The organism is Paenibacillus sp. T2-29 (assembly GCF_052921365.1).
This window is the reverse complement of the sequence record NZ_JBREVE010000002.1, coordinates 528,725-550,355: the sequence shown is the minus strand read 5'-3', so window position 1 is coordinate 550,355 and position 21,631 is coordinate 528,725. Positions and strand designations below refer to the sequence as shown.

The 21,631-nt window shown below is 47.1% G+C and carries 15 protein-coding genes; 13 read left to right on the top strand and 2 right to left on the bottom strand.

Features of this window, described 5'->3' with window-relative positions:
- Window positions 1–80: 80 nt before the first annotated feature.
- Window positions 81–926 (bottom strand): Cof-type HAD-IIB family hydrolase, encoded by an 846-nt coding sequence (locus tag ACU1JV_RS08270; RefSeq protein WP_413985677.1) that lies wholly within the window; start codon window positions 924–926, stop codon window positions 81–83.
- Between the two features lie 264 nt (window positions 927–1,190).
- Here ACU1JV_RS08270 and melA point away from each other — a divergent pair, with 264 nt between their 5' ends.
- From melA to ACU1JV_RS08210, 12 genes are all read left to right on the top strand, one after another.
- A complete protein-coding gene (gene melA, locus ACU1JV_RS08265) occupies window positions 1,191–2,705 on the top strand; it encodes an alpha-glucosidase/alpha-galactosidase (protein WP_413985678.1) in 1,515 nt (504 codons plus the stop codon).
- Window positions 2,706–3,290: 585 nt separating this feature from the next.
- Entirely contained in the window at window positions 3,291–5,444 is a 2,154-nt protein-coding gene (locus tag ACU1JV_RS08260) for a glycoside hydrolase family 6 protein (RefSeq protein WP_413985679.1), read from the top strand.
- Between the two features lie 175 nt (window positions 5,445–5,619).
- The gene (locus ACU1JV_RS08255) at window positions 5,620–6,555 is read left to right on the top strand and encodes a nucleoside hydrolase (RefSeq protein ID WP_129548808.1); all 936 of its coding nucleotides are present in this window, start codon (window positions 5,620–5,622) and stop codon (window positions 6,553–6,555) included.
- A 165-nt stretch (window positions 6,556–6,720) separates the two neighbouring features.
- The gene (locus ACU1JV_RS08250) at window positions 6,721–9,396 is read left to right on the top strand and encodes a PAS domain S-box protein (protein ID WP_165080312.1); all 2,676 of its coding nucleotides are present in this window, start codon (window positions 6,721–6,723) and stop codon (window positions 9,394–9,396) included.
- A 163-nt stretch (window positions 9,397–9,559) separates the two neighbouring features.
- Window positions 9,560–9,949, top strand: coding sequence for a GntR family transcriptional regulator (locus tag ACU1JV_RS08245; RefSeq protein ID WP_016821396.1), 390 nt, complete (start codon window positions 9,560–9,562; stop codon window positions 9,947–9,949).
- Window positions 9,942–10,844, top strand: coding sequence for an ABC transporter ATP-binding protein (locus tag ACU1JV_RS08240; protein ID WP_029516088.1), 903 nt, complete (start codon window positions 9,942–9,944; stop codon window positions 10,842–10,844). The genes ACU1JV_RS08245 and ACU1JV_RS08240 overlap by 8 nt, the downstream gene beginning before the upstream one ends.
- Complete coding sequence (locus tag ACU1JV_RS08235; protein WP_413985680.1) at window positions 10,819–12,915, top strand: multidrug ABC transporter permease; 2,097 nt, start codon at window positions 10,819–10,821, stop codon at window positions 12,913–12,915. Before ACU1JV_RS08240 ends, ACU1JV_RS08235 begins: the two co-directional genes overlap by 26 nt.
- A 176-nt stretch (window positions 12,916–13,091) precedes the next feature.
- The gene (locus ACU1JV_RS08230; protein ID WP_413985681.1) at window positions 13,092–13,856 is read left to right on the top strand and encodes a class I SAM-dependent methyltransferase; all 765 of its coding nucleotides are present in this window, start codon (window positions 13,092–13,094) and stop codon (window positions 13,854–13,856) included.
- Window positions 13,857–14,008: 152 nt separating this feature from the next.
- On the top strand, window positions 14,009–15,463 hold the full coding sequence (locus ACU1JV_RS08225; protein WP_413985682.1) for a PstS family phosphate ABC transporter substrate-binding protein: 1,455 nt from the start codon (window positions 14,009–14,011) through the stop codon (window positions 15,461–15,463).
- A 159-nt stretch (window positions 15,464–15,622) separates the two neighbouring features.
- Window positions 15,623–16,915 carry a WD40/YVTN/BNR-like repeat-containing protein gene (locus tag ACU1JV_RS08220; protein ID WP_064962457.1) on the top strand — a complete coding sequence of 431 codons (1,293 nt, stop codon included), beginning with the start codon at window positions 15,623–15,625 and terminating at the stop codon, window positions 16,913–16,915.
- Window positions 16,916–16,928: 13 nt separating this feature from the next.
- Window positions 16,929–17,792, top strand: a complete 864-nt coding sequence (locus ACU1JV_RS08215) for an aldo/keto reductase (RefSeq protein WP_058829055.1) — start codon at window positions 16,929–16,931, stop codon at window positions 17,790–17,792.
- A 15-nt stretch (window positions 17,793–17,807) separates the two neighbouring features.
- A complete protein-coding gene (locus ACU1JV_RS08210; RefSeq protein ID WP_025675796.1) occupies window positions 17,808–18,344 on the top strand; it encodes a mismatch-specific DNA-glycosylase in 537 nt (178 codons plus the stop codon).
- Between the two features lie 95 nt (window positions 18,345–18,439).
- On the opposite strand, the gene ald is transcribed toward ACU1JV_RS08210, so the two are convergent.
- A complete protein-coding gene (gene ald, locus ACU1JV_RS08205; RefSeq protein ID WP_064962454.1) occupies window positions 18,440–19,570 on the bottom strand; it encodes an alanine dehydrogenase in 1,131 nt (376 codons plus the stop codon).
- Window positions 19,571–19,952: 382 nt separating this feature from the next.
- Between ald and ACU1JV_RS08200 the strand changes: the two genes are divergently transcribed.
- Entirely contained in the window at window positions 19,953–21,617 is a 1,665-nt protein-coding gene (locus ACU1JV_RS08200) for a PucR family transcriptional regulator (protein WP_013369694.1), read from the top strand.
- Window positions 21,618–21,631 lie beyond the last annotated feature (14 nt).

The window sequence follows — 21,631 nt, the reverse complement described above, 5'->3', positions numbered from 1 at the left end:
AAATAGGCCCCTGCCAGTAGGATTAAGACATTTTAAGTCGAGAAACTGCTGCAGGGGCTTAAGTATAAAAAATAACATGGCTAAATCAGACTATGCTTTTTAAAGCTGTGAAACAGTCCATCTTCATCCACAGCATCTGTAATGTCATCTGCGATGGCTTTGAGGCCCGGTTTGGCATTTCCCATGGCAATTCCTAGCGCACAATATTCAATCATTTCAGCATCGTTCATCCCGTCTCCGATAGCAATGGTGTCTTCTTGGGATCTTCCCAAATGCTCAATAAGCTTTTCAATAGCTACGGCTTTATGAATACCGGGAATCATTAGCTCACCACTGTCTTGCCCGAAAGCAGATACAGTACATTGAATAACCTCAAATTTCCCTGCGAATTCCTTTTTGATTTGTTCGAAAGGAACATTTTTGTTTTCCAAAAAACATGCTTTGTTCACGTCACTACGGTATAGGTTGTCCTCGCCTATAGTTAGGCCGGTGATAAAAGGATGCGGGCGTTGTTCTTTTTTTTCTCTGGCTACGGGATCATTGTCCACATCTCCATAGATAAGCCGTTCTACATGGGGCAAAAAGTTTTTACTCGCAAACAACCCCCCGTTCGATTCCAAATAAAAGTCCAAATCATGCTCATCAAAGTAATCGACCATATGTCTAACATCTTCATCCGATACTTTGTGGTGATATAACATCTCACCTTCAATTTCTACAAAGCCTCCGCCAGCTCCGATGATCCCGTCAAAACCGACCTCCATGATAAAATCATAAATCTCCGCTTTGGATCGGCCAGTGCATAAATAAATCAGATGTCCGTTTTTTCTCGCTTCGATACATGCTGTTTTTGCAGATTCGGGAATCATACCGTCATCATCCACTAGCGTTCCATCTATATCTAAAAAGATAATCTTTTTGTTCATCTTAGGGCTGCTCCTTGCTCTCCAATGTTTTCTTTTATGTTACTACATTTACCGCACTTAAAGTACATACTGAACTGAAGAAACATTACACAGAAAGAGAGAGACGGGATGGAACGAGTGGAAAAAGGCAACCCTCTGCTAACGCGAAAGTTAGGATTTTTGACACTTAAGTACGAAACTGGTCATGATTTTGATAACGCTTTCTACAGGCATATTGTTAAAATGACGGTATATTACAATTCTAATTTCCGGAGGTTGAATGCCGTGTCATTTAAAGTAGCTTTTATTGGAGCAGGGAGCATCGGTTTTACCCGTGGAATTTTGCGAGATCTGTTATCGGTACCGGAGTTTAACGATATTGAAGTGGCTTTTACGGACATCAGTCAGCACAATCTGGATATGGTTACTGAACTGTGTCAACGGGATATTCGTGAGAATGGTTTGTCCATACAAATACAGTCCTCTACGGATCGAAAAGTAGCTTTGAAGGATGCCAAATACGTCATTTGTACAATCCGTGTCGGCGGTCTGGAAGCTTTTGCGACCGATGTGGATATTCCGCTAAAATACGGTGTGGATCAATGCGTGGGCGATACATTATGTGCAGGAGGCATCATGTATGGTCAGCGTGGTATCGCTGAAATGCTGGAGATTTGCAAGGATATCCGCGAGTTAAGTGCACCGGATGTGCTGCTGCTGAACTACTCGAACCCCATGGCGATGATGACCTGGGCCTGCAACAAGTACGGCGGCGTGCGCACGGTTGGTCTATGTCATGGCGTCCAGAATGGGCATCACCAAATTGCCGAGGCGTACGGTCTGGAGAAGCAGGATGTGGACATTGTATGCGCCGGAATAAATCACCAAACATGGTATATTCAAGCCTCACATAAGGGCAAGGATCTGACAGCCGGACTGCTGGAGGCATTTGAACAGCATCCTGAATTTAGCCGCACCGAAAAGGTACGCATCGATATGCTTCGTCGTTTTGGCTATTACAGCACAGAGTCGAATGGTCATCTCAGTGAATATGTGCCTTGGTATCGTAAGCGTCCGAATGAAATTCTGGACTGGATTGACCTGGGCAACTGGATCAACGGAGAAACAGGCGGCTATCTGCGTGTATGTACGGAAGGACGCAACTGGTTTGAAACAGATTTCCCCAACTGGATGAAGGAAGAGCCACTGGAGTACAAGGCAGAGAGTCGCGGTGAAGAGCACGGCTCATACATTATCGAAGGTCTGGAAACAGGACGTGTATACCGGGGACATTTTAATGTTATTAATAATGGGGTAATTTCCAACCTGCCGGACGATGCGATTATTGAAGCCCCTGGATATGTGGATCGGAATGGCCTTTCCATGCCGCATGTTGGAGAACTGCCGCTCGGTCCTGCTGCCGTGTGCAATGTTAGTATTTCCGTTCAGCGTTTGGCTGTCGAAGCGGCTGTACATGGAGACGATAAGCTGCTGCGCCAAGCGTTTATGATGGACCCGTTAGTGGGTGCGGTGTGTAATCCAAAAGAAATTTGGCAGATGGTCGATGAGATGCTAGTAGCGCAGGAAGCATGGTTACCGCAATACGGAGCAGCAATTGCCAAGGCGCGCCAACGTTTGGCTGCAGGCGATCTGATTCCAACCGGACCTTATGAGGGAGCAGCGCGGCTTAAGGTGAAGACGGTTGAAGAAATGCAGCTGGACCGGGATGCTGCCAATAAAAATGCAGGACAATCCGACAAAGGCAAGGATCGCGAAAAAGTGCAGAACAGCAAGGCGTAACAGCTACTTAGTACAATTGAAGTAACGCTCATTCTATGGCCTGTTAATAAACAGAGACGGATGGAACAGCAATAAGAGGGTGTTTTCATGACCATAGGTCTGGAACACCCTTTTTGCTGTCGATAGATTTAACGATTTGGCGTAGCTGGCAACCTGAGGTTTATCATTGTCGATTTGGGCTGGCGGAAATTAAAGAATACAGTCTTGTTTTTTATGAATCCACTCTTTTACTGTCGACTCTGAATCTCCTGAGAGCTTGTCATAGCAGGGAAGTTCAACAAGTGATAGAACCGATCTTAGAAAAAGAGGCACCCTGCCGGACCGTCGTTGTGGCAATTCAAATGCCTAATTAATAATTGTAGTCCTTAATTTATTCAATTTACAGCAGATTTCCAGCTCACTATAATCTAACATAGGAGGTGACAAGAAAGGGAAAATGTGAGCGCATGAACAAATGGAAAGCGCTTACCTTTCACAACTATGAACGCTACTTTTTCTAGGGAGAGAGTAGGCGTAACACACATTTAATCATATAACAATCAGGTGCCGACATAGGAAGATTCAATAAAATCTACGGAAAGATAGGTGAAGCAATTGAAAACAAAGCAAGTGCTTCGTAAAGGAATGAAGTATGCTTTTGCGCTATCACTCGTCGCAAGCAGCTTTCTACCAGGTGCAGGATTTACGGATAAAATACATGCAGAATCCCATGTCGATAATCCATACCAAGGAGCGACAAAATACGTTAACCCTGATTATGCGGCTAGTGTCGACACATCGATTGCCAAGGTTACGGATGCGAACCTGAAGGCAAAAATGCAAACGGTCAAAACGTTCCCGACAGCCGTATGGCTTGATCGTATTGCTGCTATTAACGGCGGTGGGGGCAAGCTTGGCTTGGAAGCACATTTGGACCAAGTATTGGCGCAAAAGAAAGGCAACACACCGATTACGGCGGAATTCATTGTGTATGATCTGCCCGGACGAGATTGTCATGCCTTGGCTTCCAATGGTGAATTGCCGTTGACCCAGGCAGGTCTGGAAACGTACAAAAAGGATTATATTGACAAAATTGCTTCAATTTTTTCGAATCCCAAATATAAGGATATTCGCATCGTAGCGATTATTGAACCGGACAGTTTGCCAAATCTGGTAACCAATCTGGATACTCCCCAATGTGGACAAGCCAAATCTACAGGAATTTATGAGGCTGGCGTTAAATACACAATGAATAAGCTGAACGAGATTCCGAATGTGTACAAATACGTGGATATCGGTCACTCTGGCTGGTTAGGTTGGGATAACAACCGTGCAGCAACGGTATCTCTGTTTACAACTATCTTCAAAGATACTAGCAAAGGTCTGGCCAGTGTGGATGGCTTTATCACGAATACAGCCAATACTTCACCGTTGACAGAACCGAATCTGCCTGATCCCAACCTGAATATTGGCGGGCAGCCGATCAAATCGTCCAAATTCTACGAATGGAATCCTAATTTCGATGAATCGGATTTCGCTGAGTCCTTGCATAGAGATTTTGTCAATGCAGGCTGGCCAAGCTCGCTTGGCATGTTAATTGATACCGGCCGTAATGGATGGGGAGGACCTAACCGTCCGACTTCCGCAGTCGGCAATGATATTAACTCCTATGTAAACTCAGGTCGTGTGGACAAACGTTCGCACCGTGGTAACTGGTGTAATAGCAGCGGAGCAGGGATGGGAACACCGCCACAAACGGCTCCAGCTGGCCATATCGATGCCTATGTCTGGGCGAAACCTCCGGGTGATTCCGATGGTTCCAGCTCACTCATTCCGAACGATGAGGGTAAAGGCTTTGATCGTATGTGTGATCCTACCTATACAACCAAGGATGGCACATTAACAGATGCTTTGCCGAATGCACCTATTTCAGGAGCATGGTTCCATGATCAGTTTGTGATGCTGGTACAAAATGCGTACCCTGCAATCGTGCCTTCCAGTGGTGGTGTGGACCCAGCGCCTACAGCTCCAGCTGTACCTTCAGGCTTAAAGGCTACTGTGGGTAATGCACAAGTAACGCTGACTTGGGATGCGTCTACGGGTGCCGACAGCTACACCGTAAAACGTGCCACTAGCGAAGCAGGTCCTTTTACAGCCGTGGCGCCTCTTGTAACAGCAAGAGAGTACACGGATAAGGGACTGACGAACGGAACAACGTACTTCTATGTTGTAAGTGCTACGAATGCGAAAGGAACAAGTAAGGATTCAGCAACGGTAAGCGCTGAACCAAAAGGTACGCCGACAGATCCAACCGACCCTACAGATCCAGCAGGTGATTTGGTTGTAATGTATCGTGCTGGGGACACGGATCCAGCGAATAACGCTGCCAAGCCTTTCTTTAACCTGAAAAATAAAGGTACAACACCCGTGAAGCTGAGCGAGCTGAAAATCCGCTATTACTTCACAAAAGATGGCAGCCAAGAGCTGCAATCTGCGGTAGACTGGGCGCAAGTAGGTAATGATAATGTGCTGCGCACCATTAAAGACAACTATATTGAAATTGGATTCAGTGCGGCAGCCGGCACGCTTGCTGCTGGAGCGCAAACAGGTGATATTCAGATCCGCATGAACAATAGCGACTGGTCTAATCTGAACGAATCCAATGACTATTCCTTCGATCCAACCAAAACCTCTTATGCTGAATGGAACAAAGTAACGTTGTTCCACAACGATAAGCTGGTATGGGGAATCGAGCCTTAGGATTTGGCCAGAACATGTGCCCTTGAGTGATTAAAAAGTGGTAAAAGAAGGCTACGGCATAACTGTCGTAGCCTTTTTTTTAACGTCTTCAAATAAAGAATTCGATGACCAAGGGAATAAGCATTCAAATTGTGTATAATGAAAAAAAGAATGCTGTTCTACTGTGGAGGTCATCATGAGCAAAAAGTTAATCTTAGATGTAGATACGGGCATTGACGACGCGCTTGCTATTGCGTACGCGGTCCATTCGCCGGAATTGGAACTACTCGGTATTACAACCACCTTTGGCAATATCTCGGTGGAGGAGGCAACACGTAACTCACTGATTCTGCTGGAAAAACTGGGGGTAGAGGCTCCGGTCGTGTCTGGGGCTTACAAGCCGTATGCTCGGGAGCTGTTCAAACCTTATTCTCGGCATATTCACGGTGAAGACGGTATTGGCAATCAGTTGAAAGGAGCGCCCTCCCGTCAGGCTGCGTCTGGGGATGCCGCTGATTTTATAATCGGACAGGCTCGTCGCTATGAGGGCAAACTGACCCTAGTAGCTGTGGGACCGCTGACCAATCTTGCGATTGCATTGGATCGCTGTCCCGAATTGCCCCAATTGCTTGAGCGCCTGATCATCATGGGCGGCGCGGTCACAGTGAAAGGGAATGTAACTCCAACGGCTGAAGCGAATATTTACGCCGATCCAGAAGCCGCAGCCTATGTGCTGGGAGCGAGCTTTTCGCTTACGCTCGTCGGGCTGGACGTCACGATGCAAACCCTGCTTCCCCAGCAGGATGTGGATAAATGGCGTGAGCAAGGGACCGAGCTGGGCGCGTTTATGGCAGATATGACAGACTTCTATATGGAAGCTTATCGCAATTTTAGACCTGGTATTGCAGGCTGTGCTTTGCATGATCCACTAGCCGTAGGGTTGGCTATTGACTCCAGTTTTGTGGAGACGCGTCCAATGCACATTGCCGTTGAGGTAGGGGATTCCACCGAGGTTGGTCGCACCCGAGAGGTACAAAATGAGACTGAAGCTCAAACGCTGACTACGATTGATGTGGCACTTAAAGTAGATGCGGAGCGATTTTTGCGTCATTTTCTTAGCCGGGTGGTATAAAAAAATAATCTAAAGATTGCCGATGAACCTGCATCGGCAATCTTTTGTGCATACATGTTTTAATGGCTTTCATCTAGAGGAGGGCTCTCCTCAATAAAAATCCCATATCATGTTAGAATAGGTATAGTTAGAAAAACTGCCGGACCACAGAGGAGGAGATTCATTGTGTTTTCTGCTGCTCAACGACTGCCTTTGCTGGAACATATGTATAATCATGCCCCGACAGGAATCGTGATTTTGTCGAGGGAGGGGAAGTGTCTGTATGTCAATCCCGCCTTTTGCAAAATGGTCGGATATGAGCAGGAGGAATTACTGGATATCCGATATTACCATCTCTTGTATAATGAGGCTCAGGATCAGCAAGGGCTGAGGGAGGCCTATGCAGGTTGGCTAAAGGCTACGGATCAAGTCTACAAGACAGAGCTGCGTTTAAAGCATAAACGGGGAACAACTGTCTGGCTATCGCTGGAATTAACCATATTTGATGATGAGGCTACCGAACAATCTTATTTGATTGCGTATGCAATGGATGTCACGGAGAAAAAGGACATGGAGCAGGTGCTTTCGGACAATGAGGATTTGTACATGTTGATTACCGAAAATACGCCGGATGTCATCTCTTACAGCACGGCAGACGGCATACTTCAATATATTTCTCCTTCGGTGGAAAAACTCCTTGGCTATACGAAGCAGGAAATGCTCGGCAAAAAACGGCTTCAATTTTACCATATCGAAGATGCCGATTACATGCGTGTACATGGAATGTTCAAGGAAACAGGCATCATGAAGCGGCGTGTACGTCATAAGGACGGGCATTATTTGTGGCTGGAAGTATCGTACCGTATTATTCGGGATGAACAGGGCAAGATCAAGCGAGTTCTATCCATCGGACGGAATATCACAGAGCGCCAGAAGAGCGAGGAGAACCTGGCAAAAGCTCAACAGTTGGCGATGTTCGGCTCATGGGACTGGGATCTGGTCAACAATGTTATGCATTTTTCCAAGGAATTTCGCAGCATATTTGGCTATCGTGTCAAGCCGGTTGAAACAAGTATTGACGCTTTCATGAAGGCAGTTCATCCCGAAGATACTGAACGGATGAAGCAAATTATCAACAACGTGATCTTAAAGGGAATTCACGAAGAAACCTTTTACCGGATTGTATTGCCCAATGGGGAACAGAAGGTACTGCGTTCGATCTGGGAAGCTGAGATGGACGAGCATGCAGGCAAGCCTGTTCAAGTAGTCGGGATGATACAGGATGTTACAGAGCACCGGGAAATCGAGCAGCGTCTTCGTGAAAGTGAAAACCGTTATAAGTCACTATTTCAGCATAATCCACTCGGGATATGCGCCATGAATATGGAAGGTCATATTTTGAGCGTGAATCCGAGTTTGGAGAAGCTTACGGGTTATACGAGGGATGAGCTGCTTGGAACTGAAATACTTGTAATGGCTTCCTCTGAGGAACAGGACAAAATCAAACGACATATCGAAATGGCCAAACAGGGGGAGACACAAACCTATGAATCGGAATTCATACATAAGGAGGGGGAGCGTCTATTCATCAAGATGACTAATATCCCGATTTTCGTGCAAGAAGAAATTGTAGGCTGCTACGGGATTATAGAAAATGTTACCCCTCTTAAAAACTACATTGCTCAGATTGAAAAGCTCAGTAACGAGCATTCGCTTATTTTGAATGCAGTATCCGAAGGAATTGTGGGTTTGAATACCGAAGGACATGTCCGCTTTATGAACCCAGCAGCTGTTGAGATGTTCGGCATAGGATCAGCCAACCCGCTGAACGGTTCATGTATAGACGTGATTCGCCATGCTGACGAAATAGGCAGCCATTTTCCGGACGAACAGGCTTCTATTCTCCAAGCGATTCGCAGCGGCGCTTCTTATCAGGCAGAGGAAGCTGTATTTTGGAAAAAAGACGGGTCCAGTTTTTTGGCCTCTTATCGAATCAGCCCTTTGATGGATAACGGCGAGCGAAAAGGAGCTGTGATGGTTTTTGTAGACAGGACGAATGAAAAGGAGATTATTCGGGCCAAGGAGTCTGCCGAACGCGCTGATCGGGCCAAGTCAGAATTCCTGTCTGTGATGAGTCATGAGCTCCGTACACCGATGAACGGCATTATAGGCATGGCCGGGTTACTGGCAGACACGGAATTAGATGAGGAGCAACGTAGCTATATCGATATTATTACCAGCAGTAGCAACGCTTTAATGCAGATATTGAATGAGATACTGGATTTGAGCAAAATCGAAGCTGGCAAAATGTCGTTGCTGCATGAGTCTTTTGTACTGGAGGATGTGGTTGGCAGTGTAGCTGACCTATTTATGACACAGGCTATGGAAAAAGGCATCCAGCTAGAATGGCATGTAGATCAGGAAATGCCAGGGATGCTGGTCGGTGATCATGTGCGTATCCGACAGATATTGGTGAACTTGGTGAGCAATGCGATCAAATTTACGGAGCGAGGGCATGTAAATATTTTTGTGGAGAGAAAGGCTTACAGCCGCCGTAAAAAGAAATGCCTGATTGAGTTTAGTGTAACTGATACTGGAATCGGCATCCCGGCAGACCGTCAGCATTTGTTGTTTCAGCCTTTTTCCCAGCTTCATCCGGCATTGAACCGGAAATATGGAGGGACAGGCCTAGGCTTGTCCATCTGCAAAAACCTGGTCAAGCTAATGGGAGGTTCCATTGGTGTGGATAGCGACGAGGCCAGAGGAGCAACATTCCGGTTCCAGCTGGATCTTAAACTGCCGGAAGGGCAAAAGCTTGCCAATATAAGCCGTGATCAGCCTTATGATTCAAAGGAAGGCTAAAAAGACATAGCCGTGATGCATCCTGCATCACGGCTATTTTTGTAAGAAATGTCCAAAGAAAAGATTGACAAACTGTTCTAACTGTACTATTAATGATAGTACAGTTAGAACAGTTGAACATGTATAAATGAATTTGAGCCAGTGTTGAAAGGAGGAAGTCCATGTGTTCGAGCTGGATATCCGCAGCCGTAAGCCGATCTACGAACAGCTTATGGAGAAGGTCAAGGAAATGATCGTGTACGGATCGCTTCAGCCGGATGAGCAATTGCCTTCTGTACGGGCATTGTCCGCTCAACTTACGGTGAATCCGAATACGATTCAGAAGGCGTACCGCGAGCTGGAACGCGAAGGATATATTTATTCCGTTCAGGGCAAAGGCAGCTTTGTCACGCCTACCCAGCAGCAGCCGCAACAAATAAAGCGGGATGAGATTCGGGCGGCATTGTTAAAACTGATGATCGAAGCTGTCCATTTCGGTTTTACACAGCAGGAAGTGGACGACATATACGTGGAAGCTATGCAAACAAAGGAAAGGGGGATGTCCCTTGATTGAATTAAGGGAAGTCACAAAGACATTTACAGAAGAAAAGGCTGTCGATCAGCTTGCCCTTACGGTAAAGAAGGGCTCCATTTTTGGACTGCTGGGCTCGAACGGGGCAGGGAAAACGACCTTGCTCAAAATCATTGCCGGGATTTACCGACCGGATACTGGCAAGGTGCTAATCGGTGGTCAGCCAGTGTATGAGCAGCCTGAAGTCAAGCAGCACATTCTGTTTTTACCGGATACCCCTTATTTTTTCCCGCAAGCGACAATTCGTCAGATGGCCCGGTTTTACCGCTCCATTTATCCAAGTTGGAGTGAGGAACGCTACACACAGCTTACGGATATTTTCAAGCTGGACCCGAAGCGCAAACTTCACCGTTTTTCCAAAGGGATGAAGCGCCAAGCCGCTTTTTTGCTTGCCTTGAGCTGCATGCCTGAGCTGCTGGTTTTGGATGAACCCATTGATGGTCTGGACCCGGTGATGCGTAGAATGATCAAAAATCTCTTGTTTCAAGAAACCGCTGCACGTGAGATGACCGTCGTGATCTCATCGCATAATTTGCGTGAGATTGAAGACATGTGTGATCATGTCGGCATTATGCACCAAGGTCGGATGCTATTGGAAAAAGAGGTAGACGACCTCAAATCCGATACGCATAAGGTACAGGTTGCTTTTCGGGACAGCATGCATGAGGAAGCTGTCTGTAGCCAACTTTCGGTCGTACATAAGGAGCGAAGGGGCAGTGTTCTGCTGCTTATTATCCGGGGTGAGCGAGAGCGGATTGCGGAGACGATTGAAGCGTATGAGCCGCATGTATTCGATTTGCTGCCGTTGACGCTTGAAGAAATTTTCATTTATGAAATGGAGGACGCAGGTTATGACATCCAACCGATTCTTCTGTAGCGGCGGCGTAATTCGCCAATGCCTGAGACAGCATGGCTGGATCGGTCTATTGTACTTGGTAGGATTGCTGTTTACAGTACTGCTGCCATTGTTTATGAGCATTGGTGATGAACAACCACGAGTGGTTTTAAAAAGCTTGTTTGATAGCACAAGCTCAGGTAATGAATTGCAAAAATTAATCTTAACGACCGTACCCGTGCTGGCAGGTGTGATGCTGCTTCGTTTTGTTCAGCGACAGGGGCCATCCGATTTGTATCACAGCCTACCTTTGCGTAGGGAGCATTTATTAACATCACATGTAATTAGCGGTCTTATTCTTTTACTTGTACCTGTATGGCTGACTGCGGGAGTAACTGCTTGGGTTAACACGTCAGTCGAACTGCCTTATATTTTTCATATTAATGATATTGGATCATGGGCACTGGTCGTATCTGTCCTTACGATTTTCCTGTTTACTTTTACTGTGTTTGTAGGGATTTGTGTGGGGCAATCGTTGCTACAGACCGTAGTAGTGTATGTTTTGCTGCTATTGCCTCAGTTTCTATCCATGATGATAGGGCGTTTTCTGGAACGTAATTTATACGGTTATGTGCAAGTGCGAGAAACCGTTGTTCAATATATTAATGGTGGAGAGTTTCGCAGCAGTAATAATGTTTGGGATAACTTATCGCCGTTTGTACGCATTATGGACAATTTGCCGCAGCGCGCCTTTTCCTACATGGAGCTACTTGCCTATTTAGGTGTCTCTCTGTTATTTGTTGCCTTGAGTTATGGTTTGTATCGTAAACGCTTGGTCGAGAAGGCGACTCAGGCCATAGCATTTCCTTTCTTACAGCCTTTGTTCAAGGCAGGAGTCACATTATGCGCCATGCTTGTAATAGGCGATTATTTTTATAATGCAGGTACAAGAGGAGCAAATTGGTCGATTTTTGGGTATGCACTTGGAGCTGTTCTAGGCTATATCGTTGTAGAGATGGTCGTCCGCAAGACGTGGCAAATTGTGCGTGTTCGTGTTTTGCTGGAAATGGTCGTTTACGGTGTGATCATGGGGCTAGTACTATATATCCCGATTTCAGGTTGGTTGGGTTATGAGGGACGGATTCCAACAGCACACTCCGTAGAAAAAGTTTATGTGGGGCAAGAGGAGCCTCTAGGGGGAGATGCAGAAAAAGAAGCTTATTACTCCCAAGACAGGGCCTATATCGCCTCTGTGCTGAATTTACATCGTGAACTCGTACGTGCACATGCAGCTGGCGAGAAATCGTTGTCCAAAAACCTGGCCGTTGAAAGGGCAGTCATAGTCTACCGTTTGGATGATGGTTCCACTATGACTAGGCGTTATACATTCCCGGAAAAGCCTTTCAGGACAGAACTTACTAAGGTGATGGAAGCAGAGCCTTATAAAACGGTAAGATATGAACTGGATAAGCTGCAAGGAAAAGCAGAGACGATTAATATCCAATCCATAGATGATAATGAAAGACGAGTGGTTTTGACCAATCCCAAAGAAACTCGTGAATTTGAAGATATACTCAGAGAAGAAGTATTAAATATGAGTTATAGCGAAATGCAATCACATCGATATCCTCTGGGGAATGTTTCTATTACAAATAAAGAGTCATCCTCTACCAATAACGAACCGAGCTGGAAGCGTGAAATTTCATTTAGTTGGCCGGCTTCCTATCACAAGCTTACAGGTTGGCTAGAGCAAAAAGGTTATGCGGATAAGGTCATCATTGATGCCAAGGATATTTTTTCGATACGGGCTGTTCCTATTATTACTGAAGAGCTTGAACCTTATCAACCCAATCAGTATATTGAAGACTATAAGCTATTTAGAAGAATCCAACAGAAGCACAAAGCAATAACGATTGAAGATCCGAAGCTCTGGAGTACTGTACTGGAAAAGCGTAGATCCTATAACTTTACTCCTAATATGGCGAAGGGTACTTACCTGCTTCAGGTCAAGATCAAACCTTTATTTAGCTCAGATCCCCACACAGGCTATTACTATTTAACTCCAAGCTACATGACACCGGAGCTTGCAAAGGCTTTACCGGCAATTCCTTAAGCTCTAACGAGGGAGAGCGTCTGGTTTAGATGGCAAATGGACGGAGGTAGATGAACATGGGATGGTTGGGACACGACATATAACAACCTGATCGACGGGCAAGAGCTCCTCCACATTAGAACTGATATAAATAGAGACCAATGCGTGTACAGTTCAATAGTGGAGGAGCAAAAAATATGAAATATACAGAAGATCATGAATTTCTACAGTTGTTGGAGCATCATAAACAGTCGTTTTCCGGATGGGATTTTTCATTCATCTCGGATACGGGACGAGTGGCGAGCGAGCCTTTGGACTGGTCTTATGCCAGCAAGGCTTTGGCGTTGATCCATTCCACCAAGGCGATGCTGGATATGGGAACAGGCGGGGGAGAGCTCTTGTCGCAGTTTCGCCCTTTTCCAGAGATCATATGTGCGACAGAGGCATATGCACCGAACATATCTATTGCCAAGCAAAGATTGGAGCCGCTGGGTGTGCACGTGATGGCTATACAGGATGACGATTCCCTTCCGTTTGGCGATGCCGGGTTCGATCTTGTGCTGAACAAGCATGAGTCATTTTCGCCAGCGGAAGTGCGCCGTATTTTGCGTCCTGGAGGTACGTTTTTGACTCAACAGGCGGGAGGCCTGGATTGTGCAGGCCTTAACGCTCGCTTGGGAGCACCTGATTACGTGTATGCGGACTGGACTCTTCCTCGGGCACTTGCAGGTTTGAAAAGCAATGGTTTTGAAATCGTAGAGCAGCGGGAACAGTTTCCGATACAGCGATTTTACGATATTGGAGCGATTGTCTATTACTTAAAAGTCATTGAATGGCAGATTGCAGACTTCCAGCCAGAGAAATATATAGAACAGCTGTATGGTCTGTATTTGGACATTAAACGTGATGGGTATTGGGACGTGAAGCAGCATCGTTTTTTGATCCATGCCAGAGCGATATAGAGAAGATTCGATACCAAAGAGGCCTTTCCTGTAGGGGAGGCCTTTTTGCCATGTTTACCATCCTTTCGTATACTAATCTTTACCATAATTGTACAATGAAGAAGCAATGGCTTACAGTCTCATTTTCATTTTTAAGATATAGGGGGATGTACATGTCTGAACCAAAGGAAGTTATAAGCAAGCCGAAAAAGGACGAGTCTGTGCGGTTCGCATGGTTTTGGCCATGGCTGGGCGGTACGTTTATGTTTGGATTGTTTTCAGTCATGTTTAATGTAGTTTGGAGTATGGTTGTGGCACCCCAAGTGCAGCTTCTGCTGAGGCATGAAGGTGTAACGGATACAACTGTGATTGTAATACTGCTTCTATATGCATGGATTATCGGTCTCATCTTTGCAGCTTATGGTGCCTTGAGTGCGCGTATGTCCAACATGGGCAAGCTTCCGTTGATGCTGACAGGGCTATTATCATTATTATGTGGGCTGTGGTTGTGGATTGTAGGAATACAAGGGTCAGGTGGTCAACCTGCTGAAGTGTCGGGAGGGGCGTGGGGGCTCTTTTCACTCTATCATGCTTGGGCGGAGCCTGTGTTAGAGGTATTGGGCCCATATACACAGCATGGTGAATTCTGGTTTCTACTGGCTGCACTGCTGCCGATAGTTGGCATGGTAGTAGGAGTTGGGGTGAATCGTTATCCAGCGCTAACCGACAAGAATGGTAAGGTGGATCATAGATGGCAATGGGTTGTTGCCGCGATATCTGCTGCGCTCATCATTGTGCTGACGATTACGCTCATGCTTCCTCAACGTCCGTACATTGCGGAAAGGGATTTCCCGGTAGTAGATGGAGCTACAGCGGCCATTCCATTCGCGCAGGATATGCTGCATGAATTGACCGGAATGAGCAAGGTTCGTGCGGCTCACGAACTGAGATTCAACACAACACATCAGGCTTATGTCAATCTGATTGAAAAGAAGGCGGATCTGATACTGGTGGCGGGTCCATCCGATGAGGAATTGCGCCTGGCGAAAAGTCGGGGAATTCAAATGAAGCTCACACCCATCGGGTGGGATGCGTTTATTTTTCTCGTTCATAAAGGCAATCCGGTTAACGGACTTTCTTCGGAGCAGGTACGCAGCATATATGAAGGATCTATTCGTAACTGGAGTGAAGTAGGGGGAAAGAATCAGCCGATCGTTGCTTATCAGCGAGAGGAAAATTCAGGAAGTCAAACCTATATGCAGAAGAAAGTGATGAAAGGTCATGACATGGCTGAACCACCTCGGGAACTCCGAATTGGTATAATGGGTGAAATGATTAATGCAGTTGCTGATTTTAACAAGGATCACAATGCGCTCGGTTATTCATTTTATTATTTCGCAAATGTGATGCATAATCGTCAAGAGGTCAAATTTTTATCTATTGATGGAGTGGAGCCTGACAAAGAACACATTCGTTCGAAACAATATCCATTCACAGCCCAACTGTTTGTAGTTACACGCGAAGGTGAGAAACCACGTGCTTCGATGCAACGATTACTTGAATGGCTGCAAAGCGAAGAAGGAACTCGGGCTATTGAAAAAGGCGGCTTTGTTCCTGTAAACTCGTAATCCTATAACGAGATTCGCATACAGGATTCGCATGCAGTCAGTATCGTATATTCACCGCAAGAGTGAAACCAATACAGCAGAGTAATACATAGAATATGCTTTGCTGTGAGTACCATACCCGCGCAGCAAGTATATCAACAACATAAGGGGATGAACAAAATGAAGAAAAAAACATCGGTTTGGGTGCTTTTGCTCGCCGTAGCCCTAGTAGCAGCGGGGTGTGAATCAAATTCACAAACAGGACAAACAGCTCAGAACAAACCAAAGGATTCTGCAGCGTCACAAGTCAATGGTTCGGGAGCCACTGTGGATACACCGGAACAGCAGACTACTTCTGACGGTAAAAATAGCACATCTCCGTCCAGCACTGACAAAGCAGTGGAGACAGGAGGGCAATCAACGACAGATGCTAGTATAGCGAACGTCCGCATGGACAATATTACCGCGCTGCGATTAATCGACGGCCAATCCGGCTGGATCGGCGGTAATGGATGGATTGCCCGAACAGATGCGGCTCCATCCGGTTCAGTCGGTTCAGCTTGGAATGTGCAGTATCAAGGAAAAGGTACGGTTCAACAGATTTTTGCCTTGAATGGACAGCAGGCCTGGGCTGTTATGGAAGATAGCGGTTCACTGCTGGCAACTCTCGATGGCGGCAAGCGTTGGGAAGTTGTCGGGACTGTGCCTGAGCAAGGACAAGCGGGCTTTTTACACTTTGTATCATCCAAGGAAGGATTCAGTGGCAATCAATATACCAAAGATGGTGGACAAAGCTGGTCTTCGCTTCCCGTACCTAGCCACATAGTAGGACAGCCATATTATCATGATCGGCAAAACGGCTGGGCGGTAACTCAGAGCACAGAACGCTCATTCCAGATTTTACACACCGTTAACGGGGGCCAAAATTGGACCCCTGTCATGTCACGAACAACCGAAGGGCCTCTGAACGGAGTAACTATTCGTTCGGTAGAACGGGGCAACGCATGGATTGAGCTGGTTGGAGACACGGGGATGAATCAGACGTCGTATTCGCTTTGGCATACGGCTGATAGTGGACAAAGCTGGCGCACTGTACTGGCAAATTCCACCGCTGGCGGCGGTCCGGCACCGGGTATTGGCCAGCAAGACAATCAGGTTCCCAAAAATGAAGGGACGGCACCAGGTATGCTCTATGCAGTTAACAGCAGTACCGCATTGATGGGAGGCTATTGTGCACCGTGCGACAAGCCTAATACGATTGGTTGGACAACTGACGGTGGCAAGACGTGGAACAATGGCAAGCAAGGCTTTGAGGGTTATGGCAATCAGCAAATCGGGATGGCCAATGCCAAGGAAGGCTGGGCTATTTTCTCGGATTCAGAGCAGGCCCCGATTCTATATACCACCTCGGATGGCGGTCAGCACTGGACGCAGAGTCATGTATTTGACAAGCCTGTGACACCAGGCTCCTAAGGAGGGAATGTAGTTGAGTCAACATAAGAAAAGTGCGATTACATGGACGGACGGTCGTGAAGTACCACTCATCGGGCAGGGGACGTGGAATATGGGCGAAAAAGCCTCACTTCGGCAGGAGGAGGTGCGTGCGCTTCAACTTGGCTTCGAGCTGGGTATGACGCTGGTGGACACGGCTGAAATGTATGCGGAGGGCGGCGCAGAAGAGATCGTCGGGGAGGCCATTCGGGGCCGCCGGGATAATGTGTATCTCGTCAGCAAAGCCTACCCTCATCATGCGGACCGTCAAGGATTGCTTCAAGCCTGCGAAGCGAGCCTAACCCGAATGGGAACCGAATACGTGGATATGTATCTGCTGCATTGGCGCGGAAATATTCCACTGCAAGAAACAATACAAGGCATGGAAAAACTGCGTGAGCAAGGCAAAATCCGTAGCTGGGGCGTGTCCAATCTGGACAAGTCTGATATGGAGGAGCTATGGAGCCTGAGTAATGGCGAAGCCTGTGCTGTCAACCAAGTGCTGTATCACGCGGCTTCGCGAGGTATCGAATATGATCTGCTTCCTTGGAGCCGTACGCATGGAGTACCTGTAATGGCCTATTGCCCGATTGCTCAAGGGGGACGCCTGCGTCGAGGACTGCTGGACCATCCTGTTATGGTAGACATTGCTGCCAGCCACGGAGTAACTCCATCGCAAATCGCACTCGCATGGGTCATACGGGACGGTGATGTATGGGCAATTCCCAAGGCGGTACAAGAATCGCATGTACGAGAAAATGCAGCGGTGGCGAGCATTCAGCTCACCCCTGAACAACTTCAACAAATAGACGAAGCTTTTCCTCCACCAACGAGGAAGCAGCCGCTGGATATGGTTTGAGGAAGGAGGGGCCCGATGACAGAACCAGAGACAGAACTACACGAGGTAGATGATCATCTCGACTATGGATTATCCGTTGTATTTATCGGCTTTAATCCCAGCTTGAAGTCAGGCGAGGTAGGACATCATTACGCTAATCCGCGCAACCGCTTTTGGCGCATACTGGAGGGGGCCGGCTTGACGCCTCGCTTATACGATCCATCGGAAGATCGGGAGCTGTTGAAACTGGGTTTCGGTTTTACAAACATTGTTTCCCGTCCCACCAGGGGAGTGGAGGACATTACCCGTGAGGAATACGCTGAAGGACGTCTGAAGCTGCATGCAAAGCTAATGGAATACCGCCCGAAGGTCGCTTGCTTTGTCGGCAAAGGTGTGTACACCGAATATAGTAAAAAATCCAAAGCGGATTGGGGATTCCAGCCTGAACCGCTAATCCCCGAAATGCATGAATTTGTGGCACCTTCGTCTAGTGGACTGGTGCGCATGTCGTTGGAAGAAATCACGGATATTTATCGGCGTCTCCAAATGTTCCTTTCGTCAGAAGCCATTTAAATGCGGTTAAATATGTTAGATGCAGTTAGCATACAAAGAACCATACACTTCAATCCCTACTGGGAAAAGTGTATGGTTCTTTGTGCTGCTTTTTTCTATTGTAAGGTTTTGGTCTGCCATGCCTGTTCCACAGGAACATAAGGATACCCCAGATCACGGGCGACTGCTTCGTAGGTAATATGTCCATTCAGGACATTGGCACCGCTAAGCAGCGGCTTGCTTCTGCGAAGCGCCTCTTGCACACCAAGATCTGCAAGTTGGAGAGCAAAGGGGAGCGTTGCGTTGGTCAGAGCGAGCGTAGAGGTTTGCGGTACCGCGCCTGGCATGTTCGCCACTGCATAGTGAATGACGCCATGCTTTACATAGGTTGGCTGATCATGTGTCGTGATGTGGTCAATCGTCTCAACAATGCCACCTTGGTCAATGGCGACATCGACGATCACTGAACCGGGTTGCATCGTCTGCACCATGGCCTCTGTGACAAGCCGCGGGGCTTTGGCACCGGTAATCAGGACAGCACCGATCAGCAAATCACTTTGCGCCACGGCTTCAGCAATGTTGGAGGGGGTGGACACCAGCGTATGGAGCTGATTGCCAAAAATATCGTCTAGTTGGCGCAATCTTGGCAGGCTTAGGTCGATTAGTGTCACATCTGCCCCGAGACCGATAGCGACCTTGGCAGCATTGGTGCCGACCACCCCTCCGCCAATAATAGTCACTTTACCGCGTTTGACCCCCGGCACACCTGCGAGTAGGATGCCTTTACCGCCTTTTGGTTTTTCCAACAGCTGTGCTCCGATTTGTACAGCCATTCGGCCTGCAACCTCGCTCATGGGGGTAAGTAGCGGCAGGCTTCCTTCCACATCTAGCGTCTCATAGGAAATGGCGGCTACGCCGTTGTCTGTTAAAGCCCGAGCCAGTGCGGGCTCGGCAGCCAGATGCAGATAGGTGAACAAAATCAAACCTGGCCGAAAATACCCGTATTCAGAGGGGAGCGGCTCTTTTACTTTAATAATCAGATCCGCCTGGGACCATACATCCGCAGCTTGCTGTACAAGGGTTGCACCCGCAGTGGCATAATCTCCGTCTGTAAAGCCGCTTTCAACCCCTGCATGGCTTTCTACAAACACTTGATGTCCGTGTTGAATCATTTGAGCAGCACCCGCAGGTGTCAGAGCGACACGATTTTCATTGTTTTTAATCTCTTTCGGAATCCCAATTCTCATTCGTCTCACCTCTCCTAAAAATAATTGTTATCCAACGGCAAATGATTGTTTTTAGGGCAGCTACGCTGCAGAATCAATGTTTGTTGATCGTGTTATCCAACAGCCAAGCATTGTTCTAGGGCAGCTATGCCTGCTATGTTTTAGTGTTGGATGCGACCAAACGAGTGCAGAAAATGGCACTATCATTTGTATGCAGTCTGCTGATTAGTTACATGGACTCAAGCCGATAAATGCAATTCGTGTTAGATTAGGTACAGTTTACAAGGGGAGCGACTCCTTCGCATCATACATTTTGTCGGATTATCTGACTTAAAGGCTCGACTTTTTGATGAATATATGTCATATAAAATGACATAGAAACATACACATAAGGAGAATGCCGATGAAAGGTAAAAAAACATTTACCATTGCGGATGTGCTGGAACGTCCTGTTTTCCGGCGGGCGAAGCTGGCAGCGGGGGAACAGGGCGTAAACCGCCGTGTGGGTTGGGTTCATGTGCTAGAAATCACAAATGTATCCCCCTTTGTGAGCCGTCATGACCTGATTTTGACGACCGGCCTGTGGTTAATCCGGAAGGGGGAAGAGCGCGCCGAGTATATGGAGCAGCTGATCCGCTCGGAAGCCGCGGGATTGTGTGTGGAGCTAGGCACGAGCATCTATGAGATCCCCCCTGAAATACTGGAGTTGGCGGAACAGCATCACTTCCCGGTCATCGTATTTGAGCAGCCGGTGCGTTTTGTTGAAATTACACAAGATATTCACTCTCTACTTATTAACCGACATCATGAACTATTAAAAGATCTGGAGCGATTTTCACGTCAGCTTCAGCAGGAAACCCTACGCAGTACCGATATGAACGCCCTCTTGCGTGTGCTTCATGACTATGCTGCCCGGCAGGTCATCTACATGTCCTCCATTGATACCAACCGATTCGTGCCCTCCGTCCAGCCGGATGTGGCAGACCATATTGCAGATTTTTATGCCCATGAAGTGGAAACAAGTATGACTGCCGATCGTGAAGGACACCTGCTGTTTCACCTAAATGAATCCACTGCCGTCTTGTTTCAGCCTGTTGTATGCTTCGGTCAGGTGTTTTCCGCTGTAGGTGTAGTACTGCATAATGAAATGCCGACGGAAGAAATGTCGCTGCTCATTGATTACACAGCCAAGGCGGCTGCTACATTGGTACTGAGAACACAGTTTCTTGAAGACCGATTGCTACGTAATCAAAATGAACTGATTCAGGATGTATTGAACGGCCAGCTTCCCAATGAAGAACAGGCCCAGACCCGGATGGGACTGCGATTGTTAACGAAGGGTCGGTATTTATTTTGGGCAGGGGTTATCGAGGTAGAGCATCAAGACAAAGACGCAAGTCAGGTGCGCAAGGAATCCATCAATCAGGATGTATTAGTGCTGCTTCGTTCTCTGTTGAAAAAAGAAGCGTTGCACAATCTGTTGATGATGAAGGGAAGTCAATGCTACATCCTTTGTGCAAAGGAGGAATTAACGCTGCGTTCCATAGCGCAGATGAAAAAAGTGCTGGCCCATACGGTTCAATATATTCAGAACTATGCCGCAGGACAGCTTGATAAAGTGCGCATTCATGCAGGCTTTGGTAAGGTAAGGCACCGCATGACAGGGACGGACCGCAGTTTTGAAGAGGCATATCAGGTCATTGAAGTCGCGCGAAGCGTTCCGGTCATGAAGGATCGGCTATTTTACGACAGCATCGGAATCTATCAATTGTTGAAGGCGGTGCCTCGAATTCCTTTTCTACAAGAATTTGTACAGGACCATTTGGGTGAGTTGATTGCGCATGATCGTGAGCATCATATGCAGCTTCTGGATACCCTGGATGCCTACTTTCAATGCCATGGCTCCAAGCGTGATACCGCCGGAATTTTGTATATTCATAGGCAGACTCTTTATAATCGACTAGATAAAATTAATGAAATCGTAGAAGGGAATTTGGCAGACTCTGACAAACGTCGCTGTCTGGAAATGGCACTTCTGGCTTACCGGATGCTTCAGGCTGAAAATTGATCCTAAATAACTAG

What these genes read in the sequence shown, in the direction of transcription:
- ACU1JV_RS08270 (WP_413985677.1), bottom strand. Translation starts at nt 926, where the DNA reads ATGAACAAAAAGATTATCTTTTTAGATATAGATGGAACGCTAGTGGAT.
- ACU1JV_RS08255 (WP_129548808.1), top strand. Translation starts at nt 5,620, where the DNA reads ATGAGCAAAAAGTTAATCTTAGATGTAGATACGGGCATTGACGACGCG.
- ACU1JV_RS08235 (WP_413985680.1), top strand. Translation starts at nt 10,819, where the DNA reads ATGACATCCAACCGATTCTTCTGTAGCGGCGGCGTAATTCGCCAATGC.
- ACU1JV_RS08230 (WP_413985681.1), top strand. Translation starts at nt 13,092, where the DNA reads ATGAAATATACAGAAGATCATGAATTTCTACAGTTGTTGGAGCATCAT.
- ACU1JV_RS08225 (WP_413985682.1), top strand. Translation starts at nt 14,009, where the DNA reads ATGTCTGAACCAAAGGAAGTTATAAGCAAGCCGAAAAAGGACGAGTCT.
- ACU1JV_RS08220 (WP_064962457.1), top strand. Translation starts at nt 15,623, where the DNA reads ATGAAGAAAAAAACATCGGTTTGGGTGCTTTTGCTCGCCGTAGCCCTA.
- ACU1JV_RS08210 (WP_025675796.1), top strand. Translation starts at nt 17,808, where the DNA reads ATGACAGAACCAGAGACAGAACTACACGAGGTAGATGATCATCTCGAC.
- ald (WP_064962454.1), bottom strand. Translation starts at nt 19,570, where the DNA reads ATGAGAATTGGGATTCCGAAAGAGATTAAAAACAATGAAAATCGTGTC.
- ACU1JV_RS08200 (WP_013369694.1), top strand. Translation starts at nt 19,953, where the DNA reads ATGAAAGGTAAAAAAACATTTACCATTGCGGATGTGCTGGAACGTCCT.